Source organism: Qingrenia yutianensis (assembly GCF_014385105.1).
In the GTDB taxonomy this organism is placed as follows: domain Bacteria; phylum Bacillota; class Clostridia; order UMGS1810; family UMGS1810; genus Qingrenia; species Qingrenia yutianensis.
The window spans coordinates 23,838-44,866 of the sequence record NZ_JACRTE010000005.1 but is presented as its reverse complement, the minus strand read 5'-3'; the positions used below and the strand labels follow the sequence as shown (position 1 = coordinate 44,866).

The following is a 21,029-nucleotide window of genomic DNA, read 5'->3' as shown; positions in this document are numbered from 1 at the left end:
TCGCGCAAAAAACTTGCAATTTTGAAGATTTTATAGTACAATAATGTTGTTAATTTTATAAGGAGGTTTGCAAATTGAGCTTAAAGAATGAATATTTAAAAGAATTGATGGCGCGAGTTGAAAAAAGAAACCCGGCAGAACCTGAATTTCATCAGGCTGTAAGAGAGGTTTTGGAGTCGCTCGAACCTGTTGTTGAAAAAAGACCGGAATTTGTTACGTCCGGCGTTATAGAAAGCCTTGTTGAGCCTGAAAGAATTATAAAATTCAGAGTTCCCTGGGTTGACGATAACGGCAAAGTACAGGTTAACAGAGGTTTCAGAGTGCAGTTTAACAGCGCTATCGGACCTTACAAGGGCGGTTTGAGATTTCACCCGTCTGTTTATGAAGGCATTATCAAATTCCTCGGTTTTGAACAGGTTTTCAAAAACTCGCTCACAGGTCTTCCCATCGGCGGCGGCAAGGGCGGAAGTGATTTCGACCCCAAAGGCAAATCGGATATGGAAGTTATGCGTTTCTGCCAGAGCTTTATGACAGAGCTTTCCAAACACATCGGCGCAGATACAGACGTTCCCGCAGGTGACATCGGCGTAGGCGCAAGAGAAATCGGCTACCTCTTCGGTCAGTACAAAAGACTCCGCAACGAGTTTACAGGCGTTCTTACCGGCAAAGGCCTTACATACGGCGGTTCGCTCGCAAGAAAAGAGGCTACAGGCTACGGTCTTTGCTACTTCACAGAGGAAATGCTCAACGAAAAAGGCAAGTCGCTTAAAGGCGCTACCGTTGTTGTTTCCGGTTCGGGCAACGTTGCTATTTACGCTGCCGAAAAAGCAACAGAGCTTGGTGCAAAGGTTGTTGCGCTTTCCGACTCGAACGGCTACATTTACGATAAAAACGGCATTGATTTAGACGCTGTTAAACAGATTAAAGAAGTTGAGAGAAAGAGAATTAAAGAGTATCTTAACTACCATAAAGACGCTGAATATCACGAGGGCTGCAAAGGCGTCTGGACAATCAAATGCGACGTTGCACTTCCCTGCGCAACACAGAATGAAATTGACGAAGAAAGCGCAAAAATCCTCGTTGCAAACGGCGTTACGGCTGTCGGCGAGGGTGCAAATATGCCTTCTACTCCCGAAGCTATCGAAACATTCATTTCGAGCAAAGTCCTTTTCGGACCTGCAAAAGCCGCAAACGCAGGCGGTGTAGCAACATCTGCGCTTGAAATGAGCCAGAACTCTATGAGATATTCGTGGACTTTTGAAGAAGTTGACGCTAAACTCAAAGATATTATGGTTAACATCTACAAAAATGCGTCGTCTGCCGCTAAAGAATACGGTCACGCAGACAACCTCGTTTACGGTGCTAACATTGCAGGCTTCCTCAAAGTTGCGGAATCTATGCTTGCACACGGCGTGGTTTGATAAATTTCATAAAACAGTAACGCAAGCCGTCCCGAATTATCTGTTCGGGGCGGTTTTATGTTACATTTTGTTTAATATTTCCATATTTCTTTGACTTTGCGCATTTGGTATAGTAAAATATAATAAATTGAACAGCGGGGGGATTTGATTGAAAAAACAGGCAAAACGCGCTTTAATCGGTTTTCTTTGCGCGTCGCTCCTTTTGACGGGGTGCGGAAAGAAAGCGGAAGAAAAAACCGAAACGAATGATGAAAAATCTCAAATTACCGAGGTTGACAATACAAGCGAATTTTACAAAAACATCACCGAGGGTAACGAACGTCCCATTGCGGTGATGATTGACAACGACAACAGTTCCGCGTGGCCGCAAAGCGGTCTTGACAAGGCATATAAGGTTTACGAGATAGTTGTTGAGGGCGGTGCAACGCGATTTATGGCGCTTTTCAAAAATTCCGACTGCGAGAAAATCGGACCCGTGCGCTCGTCGCGTCACTATTTTCTCGATTACGTTCTTGAAAACGACGCGGTTTATGTTCACTACGGCTGGAGTCCCAAAGCGGCAAACGACATCAGTGCGCTTGGCATAAACAAGATAAACGGTGTTCTGGGCGGTGACGGAAACATTTTCTGGCGCGAAAGAAAATATTCGGGCGACTGGCACAGCGCGTACACGAACATTGAAAAAATTAAGGCTATGGCAAAAGAAAAGGGTTACCGCAGCACGACCGATGAAAAAATCACGGGAATAAACAAGGAATTTACCGAAATTACGGGTGATAACGCAGTGAATATTACCTTGCCTTATTCGGGAATGTATAAGGTTTATTACACCTATGACGAGAAGATAAAGGCATATAAGCGAAAAATGAATTCCACTGAGCATAAATCGGCGGACGGCACGGACTACACCGCGACGAATATTATCATTCAGTATGCCAAAAACTTTCCGCTCGGCGACGGCTCGCCCAGACAGGACGTTTCGACCGTCGGAAACGGCGAGGGATATTTTATAACGGGCGGAAAATGCGTTCCGATTACCTGGCAGAAAACGTCAAGACAGGCAAAAACGGTTTACAAAACACAGGACGGAAACGAGATTTCGCTAAATCCCGGTACAACCTGGATTAACATTATAAGCCCGACGACAAAGGCAGTTATAAAATAAAAAAATTAACCGCTTCTTCAAAAACGAAGAAGCGGTTTTTGTTTTAATTTCAGCAGTTTTTTGCGATGTCTGCAATGATGTCGGCGCACATATCCGCACCGAGCGAACCGCTGTTGAGCACAATGTCATAATTGCTGGGCGAACCCCAATCAAGTCCCGTATAATAGTAATAATGGCTGGAACGCGCTTTGTTTCGGCGCTTGATTTCCTTTTCAATATTCTTTTCGGGCATATTGTAAATTTTGGTTGCGCGCTCTGCTTTCTGCTCGTCGGGGCAGTGGATAAACACGTTAAGGCAGTCGCCGCGCTCTTTCAAACTGTAGTCCGCGCATCTGCCGACTATAACGCAGGGACCTTCCTCCGCAATGCGTTTTATAATGTTGCTCTGCACCACGAAAAGCTTGTCGGACAACGGCATAAGCGTGTTGTTATAGCCGGGGTTCAAATAAACTCCGCCCATAGCGACGTTGAAAAGCATACTGTTTGTAATCTTTTCGCCCGCTTCCTCAATAAATTCGTCCGAAAGTCCGCTTTCCTTTGACATAAGCATAATAAGCTCTTTATCATAAAATTTATATCCGAGTTTTTCAGCCGCAAGTTTGCCGATATAACGTCCGCCGCTGCCGAATTCTCGTGCAATGGTAACAATTTTTTTCATATATATGCGCCTCCTTTTGTAACTTTATTATATTCCATATATCGGAAAAAGTCAATATTTTTTAAGACGCAATTAAAAATTTTACACTCCGCTGTATGCCGAAAATCCGCCGTCAACAGGAACAACAACGCCGTTTACAAACGTTGCGCCGTTCGACAAAAGCCACAGCAGCGTTCCCGTGAGTTCTTCCGTTTCGCCGAATCTGCCCATCGGCGTGCTGTTTAAAATTTTCTGCGAACGCGGTGTGAAGTTTCCGTTTTCGTCAATTAAAAGCGCGCGGTTCTGATCGGTTACGAAAAATCCCGGTGCAATCGCGTTTACACGTATTCCTGTTTTTGAAAAATGCACCGCGAGCCATTTTGTGAAGTTTGACACCGCCGCTTTTGCACCGCTGTATGCCGGAATTTTGGTGAGCGGACAAAAAGCGTTCATCGACGAAACGTTCAAAATTACCGCGTCTTTTTTATCGAGCAAATCGGGCGCGAAAACCTGCGTCGGAATAAGTGTTCCCAAAAAGTTTAGGTTAAATACAAATTCAACACCGCTTTTGTCGAGGTCGAAAAAGCTTACAACGTCGGCATTTTCCTCGTCGCCTTTTTCGTAATATTCCTTTGTTGTGGTGCCTTTCGGGTGGTTTCCGCCGGCACCGTTGATTAAAACATCAACCGTGCCGAATTTTTCGTTGATGATTTTTTTCGCCGCCGTAAGGCTGTCTTTTTCAAGCACGTTTGCCGAAATTCCCAATGCCTTTCCGCCGTCAGCGTTTATCTCATCGGCAACTTTTTTTGCGTTTTCTTCGCGCAAATCGAGAATTGCAACGCGCGCACCGCACTGTGCAATAGCCTTTGCAAAGCCCGAGCAAAGCACACCGCCGCCGCCTGTTACAACTGCAACCTTGTCTGTCAAATCAATTTTAAACGGTAATTTCATTTTAATTTTTCCTTTCTTATTTTGTTTTTTCAAGCGCTTCCCAAATGCCGTTAATGTATACCGCACCAAGCGCTCTGTCGTAAAGCCCGTAGCCGGGACGTCCCGTTTCGCCCCAAATCATTCTGCCGTGGTCGGGACGGATATAGCCGTCAAAACCGCAGTCGCGGTAAGCTTTTACGATTTCAAAAATGTCGAGCGAGCCTGCCTCTGTTTTGTGTGCCGACTCCTCAAAGCATCTTTCGCCTGTGATTTTGATGTTGCGGATATGCGCAAAATGTATGCGGCCGCAGAACGAGCGCACCATATCGGGAATATCGTTGTTCGGGTCTGCGCCGAGCGAACCGCTGCAAAGCGTAAGACCGTTGTATTTGCTGTCGTAAAGCTTTAAAAATCGTTCAATGTTTCTCTTGCTTGTGATAATCCTCGGCAAACCGAAAATGCTCCAGGGGGGATCGTCGGGGTGGATAGCCATTTTGACTTTAACCTCCTCCGCAACTTTTATAACGCGGTCGAGGAAGTATTTTAAATTGTTCCACAAATCCTCTTCGGTGATTTTGCTGTATGCCTCCAAAAGTGAGCGCATACCGTCTTTTGTGTAGCTCGAATCCCAGCCGGGAAGGGATAAATCACCGCTTAACGGGTTCATTTTAAGCACCGTTTCGTTGTCGTAAATCAGCGCATTTGAACCGTCGGGAAGCTCATATGCCAAATCGGAGCGCGTCCAGTCGAAGACAGGCATAAAGTTGTAGCAAACGCAGTCTATACCTGCCTTTGCTAGATTTCTTAATGTTGTGCAGTAGTTTTCTATGTACCTGTCGCGGTCGCCGCAGCCCATTTTGATGTCCTCGTGAACGGGGACGCTTTCGATAACGCTTAATGTAAGTCCTTTGTCCTCAATTTCTTTTTTGAGCTCCAAAATTTTCTCAAGGCTCAAAGCCTCACCCACGGGAACGTCGTAGATTGCCGAAACAATGCCCGTCACCCCGGGAATTTGCCGGATTTTTTCGAGTGTTACGGGATCATCTTTGCCGTACCATCTGAATGTCATTTGCATTTCATTTTTCTCCTAATTTTATATATTTTCCGCCCTCTGACGCACTTTTGTAAATTGCGTAGACCAAAGCGTGCGCATTATATGCGTCAAAAATCGTTTCATATACTTTGCTTTCACTGTAAAATCTCTCCAAGACCTCTTTGTGAGCACTGCCCCAAATATATTTTCCTATTTCGGCGGGCGTGTCGGCGGCTATAACTTTCGGGATTTCGTCCTTCTTGATTTCATATAAACAGTTATCGGAGTATCGGTATGCCGCGTCAGGATAGTCAACCTCGAGGCGGTAGGGATAAGTTCCCGAATATGCGTTTGTCGCATAAAACGCGCCTTTACAGCCGTTTTTAAACGAAATAAGCGCCTCGCAGGTGTCCTCTGCCTCAATTACATTTTTGAGCGAGTGATTGCACACGTTTCCCTCCGCGCCGTCAGGTTCGCCTGCGATATACTGCATCATATCCAAAAGGTGAATTGCCTGATTTATAAGCAGTGCACCGCCCTCGGTCGCAAGTTTTCCGCGCCAGTCGGCACTGTTGTAATAGTCCGCCGTTCTCTGCCACGTCAAAAATCCGCAAACGCCGACGGGAGTGCCTTTTTGCCCGGCTATTTCTTTAAGGCGCACAATCGAATTGTTGTATCTGTTCTGCAAAACAACGCAAACTCTGTTTTTTGCGGTTTTAATAATCTTTTCAAGCTTTTCAAATTCGGTTATATTCATAGCCGCAGGCTTTTCCAGTACGACGTCCTTGCCGTGAGAAAGCGCCTTTTCGGTAAGCGGTGCGTGCAGATAATGCGGTGTGCAGATGTGAACAACGTCAATGTTTTTGTCGTTTAAAACCTCGTCAAAATTTGAAAAGGTTTTGATGTTTTTATATTTTTCGCGTGCGCGGTCAAGCTTTTTTCTGTCTGCGTCGCAGACTGCGTAAAGCGCACCCAAATCGTTTAATATTGACGTGTGAACGGGACCTATATTTCCGTATCCTATAACGCAGGCGTTTTTCATAATTTAACAAAATCCTTTCGTTTTTAGAAATTCGTAGCTTCGTTTCATACAGCCGAACGGGTCCTCGCCGTAGCATTTATCCTGTTCAACCTGTGCCCATTTTGCTCCCGATTCGTCCGACGCGGAGATGATTTCGTCCCAGTCGAGGTTGCCCTCCGAAACGGGGCGCATAACTATCGGATTTACCATTTTGCCCTCGTTCGTGTCAACGCCGAGGTCTTTAAAATGAATACATTCGATTTTGTTTTTGTATTTTTCAAGACATTTAACGGGGTTCATACCGCTGAATGCAACCCAGTAAACGTCCAGTGTAAGCTTAAAGTTCGGGTGAGTATTCTCCGCGATAATATCCAGAATGTGCTTTCCCTTGATTTTGCCGAATTCAACCGTGTGGTTGTGATATGCAAAGGTTATGCCGTGTTTTTCAAGCTTTTCTGCAATTGCGTTGTATTTTTTCAAAAATGTGTTAAGGACGTCCTCGGAAACTGCGCCGTCAAGCGGAATTGCGCCGAGTCCTGCGGCTTTGCAGCCGATTGTTTTGTGATAGTCTATAAGTTCGTCGAGTTTTTCCTCAAACTCCGCGGACGGTCTGTGTGTAAGGACTGGGAGTAACGAATATTTGTCTGTAACCTCTTTAACGTCACTTGCCGAAATATCGCCCAAGCCCGAAAGCTGAACGGTTTTGTAGCCGATTTCGCTCACATTTTTGCAGGTTTCGTCAAAATTTTCTTTTGTATTGCAAAATTCGCGCAGGGTGTAATACTGTGCTCCTATTCTTCTGTCCAGCATTTTTATCTCTCCTTAAATTTTAATAGCTTCCCGATGTGTCGGCAACCTGTTTTTTAACTACCTTTTTGTCAGCGTTTGAATTTGCGATTTTTTCTTTCAAAAGCTCGTAAAATCTTTCGTGAGGGAAGTTTTTAACGTCAACCGTTTCACCAGTCCACGAGCTTAAATGTATAGCGTTTGAAATTGTAAGTCCGTTTATGCCCTCATATCCCGGTGCAATGAGCGGTGTGCCGTTTAAAAGGCTTTCTGCGAAGTTTTGCATAATGAGTGCGTGCGGTGTTCTGCTTGCCGGTTTTGTGGGGATTTCGCACTTCCAGCATTCGGGAAGTCCGAAAATTTTGGTGTTTGTTTTGTTAAATTCGCGCTCCGATACCGTGTTGCGCCAGAAAATCATTTTGTCGTTTTCCACAACGATTTTACCCATATCGCACGCTATCTCGAGCCTGTTCGTTCCCGGTGCCTCGCCCGTTGAGGTGATGTAAACGCCCGTTGTGCCGTTGTCGTATTCCATATATGCGGTAACGTCGTCCTCAACCTCTATGTTGTAATATTTGCCGTACGAAACGTGCGACGAAATGCGGTCGGGCATACCGAACATCCACTGCCATAAATCGAGCTGATGCGGATTTTGGTTGATAAGCGTACCGCCTCCCTCTTTCGCCCACGACGAACGCCACGATGCACTGTCGTGATATGCCTGCGGACGGTACCAGTCGGTGATTGTCCACTGTATGCGTTTGATGTGGCCGAGCGTGCCGTCCTCAACCATTTTTTTGATTTTTTTGTATGTATCGGTGGTGCGCTGATTATACATAATTCCGAAAAGCTTGCCTGATTTTTTTGCCGCCTCGTTCATTTCTATAACCTGTTTTGTGTAAACCCCGGCAGGTTTTTCGGTGATAACGTTAAGACCGTATGAAAATGCCATTTCAACATATTTTGGGTGGTCATAATGCGGAATCGCAACGATTACAACATCGCAGCCGCCGTTTTTATAAAGCTCCTCGGCGTTGTCAAAACGCGGAACGTCGGGATAAAGCTCTTTTGCGGCTTCAAGGCGCGCGGGGTCAATATCGCAGATTGCGCCCAGTTCCATATCTTTAACGCGTCCTTTTGTAAGGTTGTTTGCGTGAGTTGTACCCATATTGCCGAAGCCGATAATTCCCATTTTCAGTTTGCTCATTTTTATAATCCTCCGAATTTTATTTTTCGTTAACAATTTTCATAAGTGCCTCATAAGCGATTGTGAATTTTTCCGGCCCGCTTTTTTCGAGCGACATCATTTTGTCATCGGTTTCGAGCGCCTCAAGCCCCAAAAACGTGCCGAGATGCGGTTCAAGGCTCAAAAAGCCGTTATATCCGTCTTTTTTAAGCTCGCTTATGATTTTTGCAATGTTTCCGCCGCCGTATCCTGCCGGAACGACGTCGCCGTTTTCCGCTTTCGCGTCCTTGATGTGCATATACACAATGTGCTCTTTCAAAAGGTTCCACGCATCGGGATATGTTGTGCAGCCGCACTGCACAAAGTTTGCGGGGTCGAAAACGCCTTTGAATGCGTCGGATTTTATATTGTCAAACAAATCTTTGCACCTTTCGGGTGTGTCGCCGTAAATATCCTTTTCGTTTTCGTGGAGCAGAATAACGCCCTCTTTTTCGGCGTATTTTGCCATCTTTTTAAGATTTTCTATAATTTTGCCGCGGTAATTTTCAATGTTTTCACCGTCGGGCGGATAAAAACTGAAAATTCTTATATATTTTGAATTAAGCTTTTTTGCAATTTCAACAACGCGCATAAATTTGTTAAAATGCGCGTCCAAATCGTCCGACATTTTAACTTTTCCTATCGGCGAGCCGATTGACGAAACGCTGATGTTATGCGATTTCATTGCGTCTTTCAGGCTTTCAACTTCGCTGTCCGTGAGTTTTGAAATGTTTTTTCCGTTAACTCCGCGGACTTCAAAGTATTTTATGCCGAGCTTATTTAAATGTTCAAATTGCTTGTTTATATCGGGATCGATTTCGTCTGCAAAACCCGAAAGTTTAAAGCAGCAGTCCACCTTTTTTCACTCTCCTTTTTGAAAGAAAAGAAGTTTTGACGCCTGTTTTTGGCGAAGACCTCCCACTTTCGTTATAAGGATATTTTAATACAAATTTTTTAAATTTTCAATAAAAATATTGCTCTAAACATTGCAAATGTTGCTATGTTATGTTATAATGTTCAAAAAAAGAGGGTGATAAAGTGAAAAAAGATATAGATTTTAAGGACGGATATTTCTATTACAGACACTCCGAAACCGTCCCGTCGGAGGACGAAGAATTTCATTTGCATATGCACGGATACATTGAAGTTTTGGTGTTTTTAAAGGGCGATGCGGATTTTATAGTTGAGAGTAATACATATCCCTTAAAACCGTATGATATTATGATTATGAAAAGCAACGAAATGCATCAGATAAAGCATCGTTCCAACACGGTTTACGAACGTGTCGTAATGTCGCTGACCGATTCGCTTTTCGAGAAATTTGCGTGCGGAAAATACAAGGAATTTTTCATATCGCACCCGATAGGCGAGAACAACTGCATACGTCTCGGCGAAGAGGACAGAAAGGAATTAACCGCTTTTTTTGAACGTATGGAGCGTTATATTCCGCAGGCAGGCGACTTAAAATGCGCGTCGGTAATACACAGCGCGGCGGTGGAATTTGTGCATTTTATAAACTTTGCGCGTAAAAAAATGCGCGTTGAATATACACAGAATTTAAACGTAAACAAAATTTTAAACTACATAAACAACGAGATTTCACAGGAATTAAAGCTTGACGATATTGCTAAATTTATGTATATGAGCAAATATCATCTTTGCAGAATTTTTAAACAGCACACGGGACTTACCATAAACAACTATATTGCAAACAAAAGAATACTTCTCACACGCGAGTATCATATGAAAGGAATGAATTTGAGCGAAGCGTGCATCTGCGCCGGATTTCCGAGCTATTGCAGTTTTTACAAAACGTATCATAACTTAACCGGCAAGGCACCGAAAAATGATATTGCCGATTACAGAAACAACACGATTTTTTAGCGTTTTTAAAATATTTGTTGACATTGTGCAATATAATATATTATAATGTAGCATAAGGGTAATACGAAAACGGAGGAGGGAAGATTTTTTCTGCATAATTTAAGCGCCTGAACCGATTTATTCGGCTGACGAGGACGGGGCTAATCGAAAATTCGGCGGATACCCCGCGCTTTGCACGAGCGTGAGCAACTTTTTAAAACCGCGGAGCAATCGGCGGCACAAAGAATTTTGCAGTGTGAAAACCTTTCATCGCCCTTGTGAAATGTTATTATTTTTATGCAATGAAAGGAAAATTTAATATGTGCGGAATAGTTGGCTATATTGGCAAAGGCAATGCTAAAGAGGTTTTGCTTGACGGACTTTCCAAGCTTGAATACCGCGGATACGATTCTGCCGGTATTTCTGTGCTGGACGGAAAAATTACCACGGTAAAGGCGAAAGGTCAGCTCAAAAACCTTGCGGAAAAGTGCAGGGGAGTAAAACTTGACGGAAGTGTGGGTATAGGTCATACGCGCTGGGCAACGCACGGTGCGCCGTCCGACATTAACTCGCATCCGCATCTTTCGTATGACGGCAAAATCAGCATTGTTCACAACGGTATTATTGAAAATTATGCGCCCCTTAAAGCAGAACTTATAAAAGAGGGCGTGGAGTTTGTGTCGGAAACCGATACAGAGGTTTTGGCACAGCTTATAAGAAAAAACTATCACGGAAACCTTCTTGACGCGGTTATTGAAACCGTTAAAATTGTTGAAGGAAGCTACGGACTCGGCGTTATCTGCGAGGACGAACCCGACAAAATCGTTGCGGTGAGAAAAGACAGTCCGCTTATCGTGGGTCTCGGCGAGGGCGAAAACTTTATCGCGTCGGACATTCCTGCGGTTTTGAAGCATACAAGAAAATTCTATCTTTTAAACGACAACGAATTTGTTGTTCTTAAAAAAGACAGTGTTAAAATTTACGACTTTGACAAAAAAGAGATAAAACACGGCGTTTACACCGTGACGTTTGACGAAACAGCGGCGCAGAAAGGCGGTTTTGACCACTTTATGCTCAAAGAAATTTACGAGCAGCCGCAGGCTATAAAAAACACCCTCAACGGCAGAGTTGCAAAGGGGGAAAAAATTGTCCTCGACAAGATTGCGGACGGCGATTTGAAAGACATTTCGCGCGTGTTTATCGTTGCGTGCGGAACGGCTTATCACGCAGGACTTGTGGGAAAAACGGCTATTGAACGTCTTTCGGGTGTTCCCGTTGACGTTGACATTGCGTCGGAATTCCGTTACAGAAATCCCATTCTTGACAAAAACACGCTTGTTATGGTAATCAGCCAGTCGGGCGAAACGGCGGACACTCTCGCGGCGCTCCGTCTTGCAAAACAGCACGGCTGCAAAACCTTTGCAATCACAAACGTTGTCGGAAGTTCGGTATCGCGCGAGGCGGATTTTGTATTCTATACGTATGCAGGTCCCGAAATTGCGGTTGCGTCCACAAAGGCGTATATCACCCAGCTTATCGCGCTCTACATTTTCGCGCTTTATATGGCGCAGGACAGAAATTATACCGATAAAGAAACGCTTGAAAACATAAAATCGGAGCTTTTGCTCCTCCCCGAAAAGGTGAAAAAAGCGCTTGAAACCGACGCTTTAACAAAAGAAATCGCCGAGAAAATATGCGTTGAAACCGACATTTTCTATCTCGGCAGAGGTCTTGATTACGCGGTTGCTATGGAGGGTTCGCTGAAACTTAAAGAGATTTCGTATATCCATTCCGAACCGTACGCAGGCGGTGAGCTTAAGCACGGCCCGATTGCGCTTATCGAAAAAGGCACGGTTGTTATCGCGCTCAACACAAACGCGGAACTCCGCGGAAAAATGGACAGCAACATAAAAGAGGTTGTGACGCGCGGTGCGCGCATTGTGGAAATTTTGCCCGATAATTTTGAAAATGCCGGCGAGGGCTGTGACGAACTTATCACGGTTCCTGCAACCGAGGCGATTTTGGCGCCCGTTACGGCGGTTGTTCCGCTTCAGCTTTTGTCGTATCACGTTGCCATTGCGAAAGGATGTAACGTTGACAAACCGCGAAATCTTGCAAAATCGGTTACCGTTGAATAATTTTTAAGGGACGTGAAAACGTCCCTTTTTTACGGAGGAATTTTGGTGAACGATAAAAATTTTGCCGAAAAATCACTTTTTGATATGCTTGATGAAAATAAAAAAATTCCGTTTCATATGCCGGGACACAAGCGTAACGGCGCGGTTTTTCCGACCCTTGCAAAACTCGGCGCGTACTGCGACATCACCGAGATTGACGGCTTTGATAATCTGCACAATGCCGTGGGGATTTTGAAGGATTCTATGCGCCTTGCTTCAAAAGTGTGGGGGAGTTTGCAGTCGTTTTATCTAGTAAACGGCTCGACGTGCGGAATTATTTCGGCGATTTTTTCGTGTGTGCCGTTCGGCGGACGGGTAATCTGCGCGCGCAACTGCCACAAGTCAGTGTATAACGCGCTTAAAATGCGCGGTGCAAAAGCAGAATTTATCAATCCGAAATACGACTCAAAAACGGGAATTTGCGGTGAAATTTCGACTGAAGATGTAAAAAAAGCGTGCGAAAATTTTGACGGTGCAAGCCTTGTTATAATCACCTCGCCAACGTACGAGGGAGTTATAAGCGACGTCGGCGCGATATGTGAAACGGCGCATAAATTCAATGTTCCCGTGCTTGTTGACGAGGCGCACGGTGCGCATTTGTCGTTCGGAAATTTTGCAAAAAGCGCGGTGCACTGCGGTGCGGACATTGTTGTGCAAAGTTTGCACAAAACGCTCGCAAGCCTCACGCAGACGGCAATTCTGCACGTTTGTTCACCGCGCGTCGATACCGAAAAACTGCACGAAAATCTTGCAGTTTTTCAAACATCCAGTCCGTCGTATCTTTTTATGGCGTCGATAGATTTGCTTGTGCGCACGCTCTGCGAGAAAAAAGACGAAATTTTTTACGAGTGGCAGAAAAGGCTTGATGATTTTTACAAAAAAACCGCAAACTTAAAAAATCTTGAAATTTTGACTGAAAAATACAACTTTTGCTTTGAGTTTGACAAGTCTAAAATCGTAATCTTAACGCATAAAACGAATATTTCGGGCGCAAAGCTTATGAAAATTCTGCGTGATGAATACAACATAGAATGTGAAATGTGCTCGGCAAAATACGTCGTTGCAATGACGGGGATGGGTGACAGCGATGAAAATATGCAAAAGTTTGCCGATGCGATTTTGGAGATTGACAAAACGTTAAAACCGCATAACAACAGCGAAATTTCAATATATCCTCAAAAGTTTGAAAGTGTTATGACTGCGTTTGACGCGGAAAAATATGACGAACGCGAAACCGATTTTAAAACTGCGGAAAATGAAATTAGTGCGGAATATGTTTTTGCGTATCCGCCGGGAATACCGATAATCATTCCGGGCGAAAAAATCAGCGCGGAAATTATAAAAATTACCGAAATATACAACGAAAACGGCATTGAACTTTTTGGTACAAAGGGCGGAAACGGCGAAAAAATTCACATTATATGCTAAAATTCTTGACAATGTGTTCAAAAAAAGGTATAATGTATCAGTAACATTATGATTAAAGGAGAAAATTTTATGAATAGAATTATCACGCTTAACACAAGAAATCTTACAAACTGCGAGGGCGGCTGCGGTGAGTGCCAGACATCTTGCCAGTCCGCTTGCAAAACTTCGTGCGGTGTTGCAAACCAGCCCTGCGAAAGCACAAGAATTTTTACACTCAACACAAGAAATCTTGCAAACTGCGAGGGCGGCTGCGGTGAGTGCCAGACATCTTGCCAGTCCGCTTGCAAAACTTCGTGCGGTGTTGCAAATCAGCCCTGCGAAAACAGATAATTGTGTTTGCATCTTTAATGCGAAACAAAATTTGCCGGCTGCGAAAAATGCAGTCGGCTTTTAAAATTTTATTGTGAGGTTTGTTATGATACACCAGTACAAATTGAACGGTCACAACATCGTCATTGATACGTACAGCGGTTCGGTTCACGCGGTGGACGACGTTGCGTATGATGTAATTTCGATGTTTGAAACCGCGGACAAAGACGAAATTATAAAGAAAATAAGCGAAAAACACCAAAACATTACTGACGGCGACATTTTAAAATGTATTGACGACGTTGCAGAGTTAAAGGCGAGCGGTCAGCTTTTTTCGGAGGATATTTATGCCGATAAGGCGGACGTTCTCAAAAACAAAAACAGCGGCATCAAGGCGCTTTGTCTGCACGTTGCGCACACCTGCAACCTAAATTGCAGTTACTGTTTTGCCGCACAGGGAAAATACCAGGGCGAGCGCGCGCTGATGAGTTTTGAGGTCGGCAAACGTGCGCTTGATTTTCTTATCGAAAATTCGGGAAATCGCAAAAATCTTGAAGTCGATTTCTTCGGCGGTGAACCGCTTATGAATTTTGACGTTGTGAAAAAGTTGGTTGAGTACGCACGGAGCATTGAAAAAGAGCACAGCAAAAATTTCCGCTTCACGCTTACCACAAACGGCGTTTTGATTGATGATGACGTGATTGATTTCTGCAACCGCGAGATGAACAACGTTGTTTTGAGCCTTGACGGCAGAAAAGAGGTTCACGACCGTCTGCGCAAGGATTACAAGGGCAACGGAAGCTACGATTTGATTGTGCCGAAATTTCAGAAATTTGTGGAAAAACGCGGTGACAAAAGCTATTATATCCGCGGTACATACACACATAAAAACACTGATTTTACCAACGATATTTTCCATATGGCAGACCTTGGATTTAAGGAATTGAGTATGGAACCGGTGGTTTGCGCACCTGGCGAGGAATATGCGCTCACCGAGGACGACTTGCCCGTTCTTTTTAAGCAGTATGAAATTCTTGCAAAGGAAATGCTTAAACGCGACAGCGAAAACCGCGGATTTACATTCTATCATTATATGATTGATTTGTCGAACGGTCCGTGTATTTACAAGCGTATTTCGGGCTGCGGTTCGGGCACGGAGTATCTTGCGGTTACGCCGTGGGGCGAACTTTTCCCGTGCCATCAGTTTGTCGGCGACGAAAAATACAGTATGGGAAACATTTATGACGGTGTGACGAATACAAAAATGCGTGACAGATTTAAAAAATGCAATGTTTACTCGCGCCCCGAATGTGCGGATTGCTGGGCAAAACTCTATTGCTCGGGCGGTTGTGCGGCGAATGCGTACCACGCGACGGGCGATATTCTGGGTGTTTACGATTACGGGTGCAAGCTTTTCAAAAAGCGTATGGAATGTGCAATTATGATGCAGGTTGATAAGGCGCTGAAAGGCTGAAAAAATATGTATTACTAAATTTTAGCCGTCTGTCTTTTGTGAAAGACTGACGGCCAACAAAAAAAGTCCCTTTTATCAAAAAGGGACTTTTTTTATGATGTTTCTTATTTATTCATAGCTTCTGCAACTGCAACGGCAACCGCAACGGTAGCACCAACCATCGGGTTGTTACCCATACCGAGGAAGCCCATCATCTCAACGTGAGCCGGAACGGAGGACGAACCTGCGAACTGCGCGTCGGAGTGCATTCTTCCCATTGTATCTGTCATACCGTAAGAAGCGGGGCCTGCCGCCATATTGTCGGGGTGGAGAGTTCTTCCCGTACCGCCGCCCGATGCAACAGAGAAATATTTTTTGCCGAGCTGGTTACATTCTTTTTTGTATGTTCCTGCAACGGGGTGCTGGAATCTTGTCGGGTTTGTCGAGTTACCTGTGATAGAAACGTCAACGCCCTCGTGATGCATAATTGCAACGCCCTCGCGAACGTCGTCTGCGCCGTAGCACTTAACCGCCGCTCTTTCGCCGTTTGAATATGCTTTTTCCCTTACAATATTAACTTTGCCTGTAGCATAGTCAAATTTTGTCTGAACATATGTAAAGCCGTTAATTCTCGAGATAATCTGTGCGGCGTCTTTTCCGAGACCGTTAAGAATAACGCGGAGAGGCTCTTTTCTTACTTTGTTTGCACTTCTTGCAATACCGATAGCGCCTTCAGCGGCAGCAAACGACTCGTGACCTGCAAGGAAAGCAAAGCATTTTGTTTCTTCTCTCAAAAGCATTGCGCCGAGGTTTCCGTGGCCGATACCAACTTTTCTGTCGTCGGCAACCGAACCTGCGATACAGAATGCCTGCAAGCCTTCGCCGATAACTTCTGCAGCGTCGGCAGCGGTTTTCACGCCTCTTTTGATTGCAAGCGCCGCGCCCATAACATAAGCCCAGCAAGCGTTTTCAAAGCAGATAGGCTGAATACCTTTTGTGATTTCATAAGGGTCAATGCCCTTTTCGTCACAGATAGCTTTAGCTTCTTCCAAAGAAGCAATGCCGTTTTCTTTAAGAACTTTATTTATATTGTCAATTCTTCTTTCGTAGCTTTCAAATAATGCCATTGTCTTTATTCCTCCTTATCAAATTATTCTTCTCTGGGGTCGATAACTTTAGCCGCGTCGGCAATTCTGCCGTATGTACCGGTAGCTTTTTTAAGAGCCTCGTTCGCGTCCATACCTTTTTTAACCATTTCCATCATTTTGCCCATATGAACAAATTCGTAGCCGATGGTTTCGTTATCTTCGTCCAAAGCAAGCTTTGTAACATAGCCTTCAGCCATTTCGAGGTATCTTGTACCTTTTGCTTTTGTGCCGTACATTGTACCTACCTGGCTTCTAAGTCCCTTGCCGAGGTCCTCAAGACCTGCGCCGATGGGAAGTCCGCCTTCGGAGAAAGCAGTCTGTGTTCTTCCGTATACAATCTGGAGGAAAAGCTCACGCATAGCGGTGTTGATAGCGTCGCACACAAGGTCGGTGTTGAGCGCTTCCAAAAGTGTTTTGCCGGGGAGAATTTCGGACGCCATAGCAGCCGAATGTGTCATACCCGAGCAGCCGATTGTTTCAACAAGCGCCTCTTCGATGATACCGTCTTTAACGTTTAAAGTGAGCTTACAGGCACCCTGCTGCGGAGCGCACCAGCCCACACCGTGTGTTAAACCTTTAATGTCCTTAATTTCTTTTGCGGCAACCCATGCGCCCTCTTCGGGGATAGGTGCGGGACCGTGATTTGCGCCCTTTGCCACAACACACATTCTTTCAACTTCTGAAGAATAAATCATTGTAAAACTCCTTTCTTTATATAAAAAAACAAAATAAATTAAGTAAATTTTTTCTCACTTAACCTACATTTTATCACAAATTTCGCCAATTCTCAATATTTATTTTAAAAATTAAACGATTTGTATAATCCGCACAATAAATTTGTGCAAAATGAAAAACTTTGTTGTGATTATATACAAAAAGTGATTTTACTGCTTTACTTTGATAAAACGATAAAGTATAATAGCATCATAAGATAAATCGAAAGGACGTTTTACAATGAAAAAAATACTCGCTTTGGTTTTGGCGCTCGCTATGGTTTTATCGTTTGCGGCGTGCGGCGGCAAAACAGAAAACACCGGCACAAATGATGAAAAAACTTCGGGCGGAAACTATTCCGACCTTATGACGATTGACGGTCTTGACCTTGCGGTTGAAGAATACGGCATAGGTTTTAGATCGGGCAGTGACGTTGTTGACGAAGTTAACAAAATTATGAAAGAACTCTACAACGACGGAACGCTTAAAACGATTGCGGAAAAATATGACCTTGCAGACAACCTTTTGGAGCCTAAAGACGTTCCCTCAAAGGCAAGCGGTGAGTCTGACCTTGACTACATTAAAAAGAACGGCAAAATGATTATCGGCTACACTGTTTACGACCCGATGAACTACACAAATGACAAGGGCGAATTCGTCGGTTTTGACACCGAATTTGCCGAGGCGGTTTGCGCAAAGATGGGCGTAACTCCTGAATTTGTTGAAATCAACTGGGATACAAAAGAAATTGAGCTTAACGCAAAGAGCATTGACTGTATTTGGAACGGATTTACAATCAGCGACGAAAGAGAAGAAAACATTGATTTCTCCGCTCCGTATATCCTCAACAAACAGGTTGTTGTCATAAGAAAAGCTGACAAAGACAAATACACCGACACAGCGTCGCTCTCAAACGCAAAACTTGCGGCTGAAACATCTTCGGCAGGCGAGGGCGCAATTAAAGATGACGAAAATCTTTCCAAAGCAAGCTACACGGCTGTTCCCAAGCAGACCGACGCGCTTTTGGAGGTTAAGGCAAGCACCGTTGACGCGGCGGTTCTCGACTACACGCTCGCAAATTCAATGGTGGGAAAATAAACAATACGACGTTTGTTTTTGCCAAAAAGAACCAATCTTCGCGGTTGGTTCTTTTTCGGCGTTTTAATAACCGATATTTTATAGAAAACAGGACGGAAAAATTATGTTTTTAACTGTAACACAAGCACTTTTAAAAGGCTTCGGAACAAACTTTTACATATTCATACTCACGCTTTTGATGGCAATTCCGCTCGGATTTGTAATCACGCTCGGCTCAATGTGCCGTTTTAAGCCGGTGAGCGCGGTGACGAAAATTTTTGTGTGGATAATCCGCGGAACACCGCTTATGCTCCAGCTTATTATCGTTATGTTCGGACCTAGCCTTATGTTTGAATACAAGGGTATGACGCGTATGAATGCGACTCTTATCGCGTTTGTGATAAACTATGCCGCGTATTTTTCGGAAATTTTCCGCGGAGGTATCGAGGCAATTCCCAACGGGCAGTATGAGGCAGGTTACGTTTTGGGTATGAGCAAGGTGCAGGTTTTCTTTAAAATCGTGCTTATGCAGGTGGTGAAACGCATTGTTCCGCCTATGGGAAACGAAATCATCACGCTTGTAAAAGATACCTCGCTTGCAAGAATTATTTCGGTTATCGAAATCACCCAGACCGCGCAGAACTATATCGCGTCCAAAGCGCTTATATGGCCGCTTTTCTATTCGGGCGTGTTCTATCTCGTTTTCTGCGGTGTGCTGACCGTTTTGTTCGGATATATTGAGAAAAAATTTGATTATTACAGAGGTTGATTATGGCTATTTTAAAAGCGGAAAATATTAAAAAAAGTTTTGGTGCAAACGAGGTTTTGAAAGGCATAGATTTGAGCGTTGAAAAGGGCGAAACCGTGGCGGTTATCGGACCGTCGGGTTCGGGAAAAAGCACTTTTCTGCGCTGTCTTAACAAACTTGAAACCATAGACGGCGGAAGTATTGAATTTGACGGCGAAATCATAGCCGAAAACGGAAAATACAAAAAAGACAAGGAACTGCGCCCGATTATCAGCAAAATGGGAATGGTTTTTCAGCAGTTTAACCTGTTTCCGCACAAAAGCGTTATAGAAAACATCACCGAGGCGCCGGTTATCGTTAACAAAATTGCGCAAAAGGACGCCGAAGCGGAGGCGGAAAGGCTTCTCGCCGACGTGGGGCTGTCGGAGAAAATAAACGAATATCCGTGCAACCTGTCAGGCGGTCAGCAACAGAGGGTTGCCATTGCGCGCGCACTTGCAATGAACCCCAAGCTTATGCTGTTCGACGAGCCGACGAGCGCGCTCGACCCCGAGCTTACGGGCGAGGTTTTGAATGTTATGAAGAAGCTTGCGGACAAGAAAATGACTATGCTCGTCGTAACCCACGAAATTGCCTTTGCAAAAGAGGTTGCGTCGCACGTCATATTTATGGACGGCGGTTACATAATCGAGCAGGGAAGCCCGAATGACGTATTGGAAAACCCGAAGAACGAGCGTACCGTAAAGTTTTTGGAAAGGGTTTTGAGATAATTTTCCAAAAAAGTTATTGCTTTTTTCGACAAAATATTGTATAATATACATTGTGGAAACCATACAGCGTGCAGTTTGCTTGTTGCGGCAAATTGCACGTTTTTTAAAATTTACAACATCGAAAGGAATCAGATACAATGTATAAAACGGGCGATACCGTACTTCACCCCACTGCGGGCGTATGCACGGTAAAAGAGATTAAAAGCGAAAATTTTGCGGGTTTGGGTAAAAAGGATTTTTATGTTCTTGCGCCAGTGTACGACTCGCGTCAGGTCATTCATTCACCGGTTGACAGTGAGAAAATCACGCTTAAAAAGGTGCTTGAAAAAGACGAAATAATTTCGCTTATCCGCTCGGTAGATGTTAATAAAAGCCTCTGGGTAGACGGTGACGCGGCGCGCAAGGACGCGTTTAAAAAAGTGCTCAAGGGCGGTGACAGGCACGAAATAATAAATCTTATAATCACAATCTGCGAAAAGCAGAAAAGCCTTGAAAAAATAGGCAAAAAGCTTCATCTTGCAGACGAGCGCGTGCTCGGCGAGGCGCAGAAAATCATACATCAGGAGTTTGCATATGCGCTCAATATCGAAACTTCAAAAATTTCACAATTTATAATGAAAGAACTCGAATTATGTTGACAAAACCAAAGCGCACAATTATAATAAAATCAAAAGCGCAAAGGGAGATAGGTGTATGAAAAAGTTTTTTGACGAATTCAAAAATTTCGCTATGAAGGGCAATGTTATCGACCTTGCGGTCGGCGTTATCATCGGTGCGGCGTTTCAGAGTATTGTAAATTCGCTGGTTAACGATATTGTGTCGCCCGTTTTGGGACTTTTCACAAAAATGGATTTTTCGTCGCTGGTGCTTACAGTGCGCGGTGTTCCGATAAAATACGGCTCGTTCATCACCGCGGTGATAAACTTTATCGTTATGGCATTTGTGGTGTTTTTGTTTGTGCGCCTTATCGGCAAAATCAAACAAATCGGACACACTCCGAAAACGGCTGACGAAAAGCCTCTTACAAAAAAATGCCCGTACTGTATGAGCGAAATTCCGTATGAAGCAACGCGCTGTCCGCATTGCACATCTGTTTTTTAATCTGCGGTTTTAAACGGAAAATT

Annotated in this window: 21 protein-coding genes and 1 pseudogene; 13 read left to right on the top strand and 9 right to left on the bottom strand. The window is 44.3% G+C overall.

The window, feature by feature from the left end; translation table 11 throughout:
* Positions 1 to 74: 74 nt before the first annotated feature.
* Together gdhA and H8706_RS05745 are read left to right on the top strand one after the other, a co-directional pair.
* Positions 75 to 1,421 carry an NADP-specific glutamate dehydrogenase gene (gdhA, locus tag H8706_RS05750; RefSeq protein ID WP_262431855.1) on the top strand — a complete coding sequence of 449 codons (1,347 nt, stop codon included), beginning with the start codon at positions 75 to 77 and terminating at the stop codon, positions 1,419 to 1,421.
* A 148-nt stretch (positions 1,422 to 1,569) separates the two neighbouring features.
* Positions 1,570 to 2,586, top strand: coding sequence for a DUF3048 domain-containing protein (locus H8706_RS05745; RefSeq protein ID WP_262431854.1), 1,017 nt, complete (start codon positions 1,570 to 1,572; stop codon positions 2,584 to 2,586).
* A gap of 49 nt (positions 2,587 to 2,635) precedes the next feature.
* Here H8706_RS05745 and H8706_RS05740 read toward each other — a convergent pair whose 3' ends face one another.
* The 7 genes from H8706_RS05740 to H8706_RS05710 form a co-directional block, all read right to left on the bottom strand.
* A complete protein-coding gene (locus tag H8706_RS05740; protein ID WP_262431853.1) occupies positions 2,636 to 3,244 on the bottom strand; it encodes a cytidylate kinase-like family protein in 609 nt (202 codons plus the stop codon).
* 81 nt (positions 3,245 to 3,325) lie between these two features.
* Positions 3,326 to 4,174, bottom strand: a complete 849-nt coding sequence (locus H8706_RS05735; RefSeq protein ID WP_262431852.1) for an SDR family oxidoreductase — start codon at positions 4,172 to 4,174, stop codon at positions 3,326 to 3,328.
* Between the two features lie 16 nt (positions 4,175 to 4,190).
* Entirely contained in the window at positions 4,191 to 5,228 is a 1,038-nt protein-coding gene (gene uxuA / locus H8706_RS05730) for a mannonate dehydratase (protein ID WP_262431851.1), read from the bottom strand.
* Between the two features lies 1 nt (position 5,229).
* A complete protein-coding gene (locus H8706_RS05725; RefSeq protein ID WP_262431850.1) occupies positions 5,230 to 6,228 on the bottom strand; it encodes a Gfo/Idh/MocA family protein in 999 nt (332 codons plus the stop codon).
* 3 nt (positions 6,229 to 6,231) lie between these two features.
* Positions 6,232 to 7,017, bottom strand: a complete 786-nt coding sequence (locus H8706_RS05720; RefSeq protein ID WP_262431849.1) for a sugar phosphate isomerase/epimerase family protein — start codon at positions 7,015 to 7,017, stop codon at positions 6,232 to 6,234.
* 19 nt (positions 7,018 to 7,036) lie between these two features.
* Positions 7,037 to 8,200: a Gfo/Idh/MocA family protein gene (locus tag H8706_RS05715; protein ID WP_262431848.1), complete on the bottom strand. Its 1,164-nt coding sequence runs from the start codon at positions 8,198 to 8,200 to the stop codon at positions 7,037 to 7,039.
* A gap of 19 nt (positions 8,201 to 8,219) precedes the next feature.
* Positions 8,220 to 9,074, bottom strand: a complete 855-nt coding sequence (locus tag H8706_RS05710) for a sugar phosphate isomerase/epimerase family protein (RefSeq protein ID WP_262431847.1) — start codon at positions 9,072 to 9,074, stop codon at positions 8,220 to 8,222.
* A 182-nt stretch (positions 9,075 to 9,256) separates the two neighbouring features.
* Between H8706_RS05710 and H8706_RS05705 the strand changes: the two genes are divergently transcribed.
* The 6 genes and pseudogenes from H8706_RS05705 (at position 9,257) to scfB (ending at position 15,469) form a co-directional block, all read left to right on the top strand.
* A complete protein-coding gene (locus tag H8706_RS05705; protein ID WP_178347810.1) occupies positions 9,257 to 10,102 on the top strand; it encodes an AraC family transcriptional regulator in 846 nt (281 codons plus the stop codon).
* A 299-nt stretch (positions 10,103 to 10,401) separates the two neighbouring features.
* Positions 10,402 to 12,219 (top strand): glutamine--fructose-6-phosphate transaminase (isomerizing), encoded by a 1,818-nt coding sequence (gene glmS, locus H8706_RS05700; RefSeq protein WP_178347811.1) that lies wholly within the window; start codon positions 10,402 to 10,404, stop codon positions 12,217 to 12,219.
* Between the two features lie 45 nt (positions 12,220 to 12,264).
* Complete coding sequence (locus H8706_RS05695) at positions 12,265 to 13,686, top strand: aminotransferase class I/II-fold pyridoxal phosphate-dependent enzyme (protein WP_262431846.1); 1,422 nt, start codon at positions 12,265 to 12,267, stop codon at positions 13,684 to 13,686.
* Between the two features lie 69 nt (positions 13,687 to 13,755).
* Positions 13,756 to 13,887 (top strand): annotated as a pseudogene (scfA, locus tag H8706_RS05690) (six-cysteine ranthipeptide SCIFF); the annotation flags it as partial.
* 3 nt (positions 13,888 to 13,890) lie between these two features.
* The gene (gene scfA / locus H8706_RS05685; RefSeq protein WP_262431947.1) at positions 13,891 to 14,016 is read left to right on the top strand and encodes a six-cysteine ranthipeptide SCIFF; all 126 of its coding nucleotides are present in this window, start codon (positions 13,891 to 13,893) and stop codon (positions 14,014 to 14,016) included.
* Positions 14,017 to 14,101: 85 nt separating this feature from the next.
* Positions 14,102 to 15,469, top strand: a complete 1,368-nt coding sequence (scfB, locus tag H8706_RS05680; RefSeq protein WP_262431845.1) for a thioether cross-link-forming SCIFF peptide maturase — start codon at positions 14,102 to 14,104, stop codon at positions 15,467 to 15,469.
* A 104-nt stretch (positions 15,470 to 15,573) separates the two neighbouring features.
* Here scfB and H8706_RS05675 read toward each other — a convergent pair whose 3' ends face one another.
* Positions 15,574 to 16,575 (bottom strand): GGGtGRT protein, encoded by a 1,002-nt coding sequence (locus H8706_RS05675; RefSeq protein WP_262431844.1) that lies wholly within the window; start codon positions 16,573 to 16,575, stop codon positions 15,574 to 15,576.
* Between the two features lie 23 nt (positions 16,576 to 16,598).
* On the bottom strand, positions 16,599 to 17,291 hold the full coding sequence (locus H8706_RS05670; RefSeq protein ID WP_178347816.1) for an iron-sulfur cluster assembly scaffold protein: 693 nt from the start codon (positions 17,289 to 17,291) through the stop codon (positions 16,599 to 16,601).
* Between the two features lie 259 nt (positions 17,292 to 17,550).
* On the opposite strand from H8706_RS05670, the gene H8706_RS05665 reads away from it, so the two are divergent.
* The 5 genes from H8706_RS05665 (at position 17,551) to mscL (ending at position 21,006) form a co-directional block, all read left to right on the top strand.
* On the top strand, positions 17,551 to 18,408 hold the full coding sequence (locus tag H8706_RS05665; RefSeq protein ID WP_262431843.1) for a transporter substrate-binding domain-containing protein: 858 nt from the start codon (positions 17,551 to 17,553) through the stop codon (positions 18,406 to 18,408).
* 103 nt (positions 18,409 to 18,511) lie between these two features.
* Positions 18,512 to 19,156 (top strand): amino acid ABC transporter permease, encoded by a 645-nt coding sequence (locus H8706_RS05660; protein ID WP_178347817.1) that lies wholly within the window; start codon positions 18,512 to 18,514, stop codon positions 19,154 to 19,156.
* 2 nt (positions 19,157 to 19,158) lie between these two features.
* The gene (locus H8706_RS05655) at positions 19,159 to 19,905 is read left to right on the top strand and encodes an amino acid ABC transporter ATP-binding protein (protein WP_316636548.1); all 747 of its coding nucleotides are present in this window, start codon (positions 19,159 to 19,161) and stop codon (positions 19,903 to 19,905) included.
* 137 nt (positions 19,906 to 20,042) lie between these two features.
* On the top strand, positions 20,043 to 20,543 hold the full coding sequence (locus H8706_RS05650; protein WP_178347818.1) for a CarD family transcriptional regulator: 501 nt from the start codon (positions 20,043 to 20,045) through the stop codon (positions 20,541 to 20,543).
* Between the two features lie 55 nt (positions 20,544 to 20,598).
* Positions 20,599 to 21,006, top strand: coding sequence for a large conductance mechanosensitive channel protein MscL (gene mscL, locus H8706_RS05645; RefSeq protein WP_262431842.1), 408 nt, complete (start codon positions 20,599 to 20,601; stop codon positions 21,004 to 21,006).
* Positions 21,007 to 21,029: the final 23 nt, after the last annotated feature.